The following is a 2796-nucleotide window of genomic DNA, read 5'->3' on the forward strand; positions in this document are numbered from 1 at the left end:
GCGGCTGACGTGCACCCGGCGCACCAGGTCCTTGAGGTACAGCACGCCGACGATGTCGTCGTCGTTCTCCCCGGTGACCGGGATGCGGGAGAAACCCGAGCGCAGCGCCAGGGTGAGCCCCTGGCGCAGGGTGCGGTCCCGCGGGATCGTCACCAGGTCGGTGCGCGGCACCATCACCTCGCGCACCATGGTGTCGCCCAGCTCGAAGACCGAGTGCACCATGCGGCGCTCCTCGTCCTCGATGAGCCGGTCCCGGCCCGCCAGGTCCACCATGGCGCGCAGTTCCGCCTCGGAGGCGAACGGTCCGCGCCGGAAGCCCTTGCCCGGGGTCAGGGCGTTGCCCAGCAGGATCAGCAGTTGGGTGAGCGGCCCCAGCACCCTGGCCAGCGGCAGCAGGACGTGGGCGGCGGCGGTGGTGGTGTTCACCGGGTGCTGCCGCCCGATGGTGCGCGGCGAGACGCCCACCGCCACGAAGGAGATCAGCAGCATGATGCCGAAGGCCGACCCCAGGGCCTGCCACGTGGAGTCCAGGGAGACCAGGCAGGCGTAGGTGACCAGCACGGCGGCGGCGGTCTCGGCGGCGACCCGCAGCAGCAGGGCGAGGTTGAGGTAGCGCACCGGGTCGGTGGCCACCGCCGCCAGTTTGGCGGCGCCCCGTTTGCCGGCCCGCACCGCCTCCTCGGCGCGGTAGCCGTTGATGCGGGCGATGCCCGCCTCCGCGCAGGAGGCGAGCCACGCCAGCAGCACCAGGGCCGCGACGCCGGTGAGCAGGGAACCCGTCATGTCGTCGTCACACCGTCACATCGGCAGTCGGATCGGCCCCGGGCCGACCGGCGGGGCACGGAGGCGCGGTCACGTGATCGTGGGGGCCGGGGAGGGACCGGTGAGCCCGCGCTCGCCCCGCCAGCCGTCCACGATCGCCTTCTGCAGACCGAACATCTCGGCCCGCTCGGACGCCTCCTCGTGGTCGTAGCCGAGCAGGTGCAGGACGCCGTGGACGGTGAGCAGTTGCAGCTCCTCGTCCATGGAGTGGGCCGTGGGGGCGGCCTCGCCCTGGCGCCGGGCCACCTCGGGACAGAGCACGATGTCCCCCAGCAGGCCCGGCGGGGGTTCCTCCTCGTCCTTCCCGGGGGGACGCAGCTCGTCCATCGGGAAGGACATCACGTCGGTGGGCCCGGGCAGGTCCATCCACTGCAGGTGGAGCTGTTCCATCGCCGCGGAGTCCACCGCGATGACCGACAGCTCGCACTGCGGGTGGATCCTCATGCGGGCGAGCGCGTAGCGCGCGATGTCGAGTACGGCCTTCTCGTCGAAGTCGAGGCCGGACTCGTTGTTCACCTCGATGGCCATGATCGCCGGCCCGTCACCTTCCGGAGTGGCCGGGGCGGCCGGAGCGGGAGCGGTCCCGGCGGGTCCTGCCGTCGGCGTCGTCGGGGGCCCGGCGGTCCTCCCGGTCCTCGCGCTCGCGCTCGCGGTCGTCGTACCGCTCGTAGGCGTCCACGATCCGGCCGACCAGCTTGTGCCGGACCACGTCCGAGCTGGTGAGACGGGAGAAGTGGACGTCCTCCACGCCGGTCAGGATCTCCTGGACCTGGCGCAGACCGCTGCGGGTGCCGCCGGGCAGGTCCACCTGCGTCACGTCGCCCGTGATCACGATCTTGGACTCGAACCCCAGCCGGGTCAGGAACATCTTCATCTGCTCGGGGTTCGTGTTCTGCGCCTCGTCCAGGATGATGAAGGCGTCGTTGAGGGTGCGCCCGCGCATGTACGCCAGCGGCGCCACCTCGATGGTCCCCGCCGCCATCAGCCGGGGGATCGAGTCCGGGTCCAGCATGTCGTGCAGGGCGTCGTACAGCGGCCGCAGGTAGGGGTCGATCTTCTCGTAGAGGGTGCCGGGCAGGAAGCCCAGCCGCTCCCCGGCCTCGACCGCCGGCCTGGTCAGGATGATCCGGTTGACCTGCTTGGACTGCAGCGCCTGCACGGCCTTGGCCATCGCGAGGTAGGTCTTGCCGGTGCCCGCCGGGCCGATGCCGAAGACCACGGTGTGCCGGTCGATGGCGTCCACGTAGTGCTTCTGGTTCAGCGTCTTGGGGCGGATGGTGCGACCACGGCTGGAGAGGATGTTCTGGGTCAGCACGGAGGCGGGGCTCTCCGCGCCGTCGCCGCGCAGCATGGCGATGGCCCGCTCGACGGCATCCTCCGTCATGGGCTGACCGGTGCGCAGCACCAGCATCATCTCGTCGAACAGGCGTTGGATCAGGGCGACTTCCTGCGGGTCACCGGTGGCGCTGATCTCGTTGCCGCGGACGTGGATGTCGGTCGCCGGGAAGGCCTGCTCGATCACCCGGAGCAGGGCGTCGCCGGAACCGAGCACCGTCACCATGGGGTGCTTGGCCGGCACCGTGAAGCGGGCGGTGGCCTCGGCGGCGGTGGCGTCCCCCGCGGCGCGGGGTGTGGATGTCTGAGTCATGGGCGGCCCGACGGGGCCCGTCATCCCTCTCTGCTCCTCGAGGATCGGACCTCAAGGGTACGACGCCGCGCCGACGGAGGCGTGGTCGATTTTCCGCGACCCCCGCGGGCGCCCCCGCGCCGCCGGGAGGCCGGTGCCGCGCGGGGCGGTCCGCCGGGTGCCGGAGCGCGTCGCGCGGTCCCGGGCCGGCGCGGCCGGGGTCGGTGGGGCCCGGGTCAGCGCGGCCGGCGGGGCCGGTCGCCGAAGCCCAGCGTCGGCACGGCCCGGCGCAACGGCCGGCCCGGGAGCCGTCCCCCGGTTCGGGCGCCGTCCCCCGGCCCCTCGCC

At 72.7% G+C, this 2796-nt stretch carries 3 protein-coding genes; all 3 read right to left on the bottom strand.

What is annotated here, in order from left to right; all coding sequences use genetic code 11:
- The coding region (locus FOE67_RS21875) for a CNNM domain-containing protein (RefSeq protein ID WP_182666556.1) at positions 1-783 on the bottom strand (783 nt) is incomplete at its 3' end.
- Positions 784-852: 69 nt separating this feature from the next.
- Positions 853-1350, bottom strand: a complete 498-nt coding sequence (gene ybeY / locus FOE67_RS21880) for an rRNA maturation RNase YbeY (protein ID WP_182666557.1) — start codon at positions 1348-1350, stop codon at positions 853-855.
- Positions 1351-1363: 13 nt separating this feature from the next.
- A complete protein-coding gene (locus FOE67_RS21885) occupies positions 1364-2470 on the bottom strand; it encodes a PhoH family protein (RefSeq protein WP_182666558.1) in 1107 nt (368 codons plus the stop codon).
- Positions 2471-2796 lie beyond the last annotated feature (326 nt).

The sequence above is a fragment of the Streptomyces calidiresistens genome (genome assembly GCF_014141525.1).
In the GTDB taxonomy this organism is placed as follows: Bacteria; Actinomycetota; Actinomycetes; order Streptomycetales; family Streptomycetaceae; genus Streptomyces; species Streptomyces calidiresistens.

Excerpts from the sequence above, each read along its gene's own strand:
- ybeY (WP_182666557.1), bottom strand. The coding sequence starts at position 1,350 with ATGGCCATCGAGGTGAACAACGAGTCCGGCCTCGACTTCGACGAGAAG.
- FOE67_RS21885 (WP_182666558.1), bottom strand. The coding sequence starts at position 2,470 with ATGACTCAGACATCCACACCCCGCGCCGCGGGGGACGCCACCGCCGCC.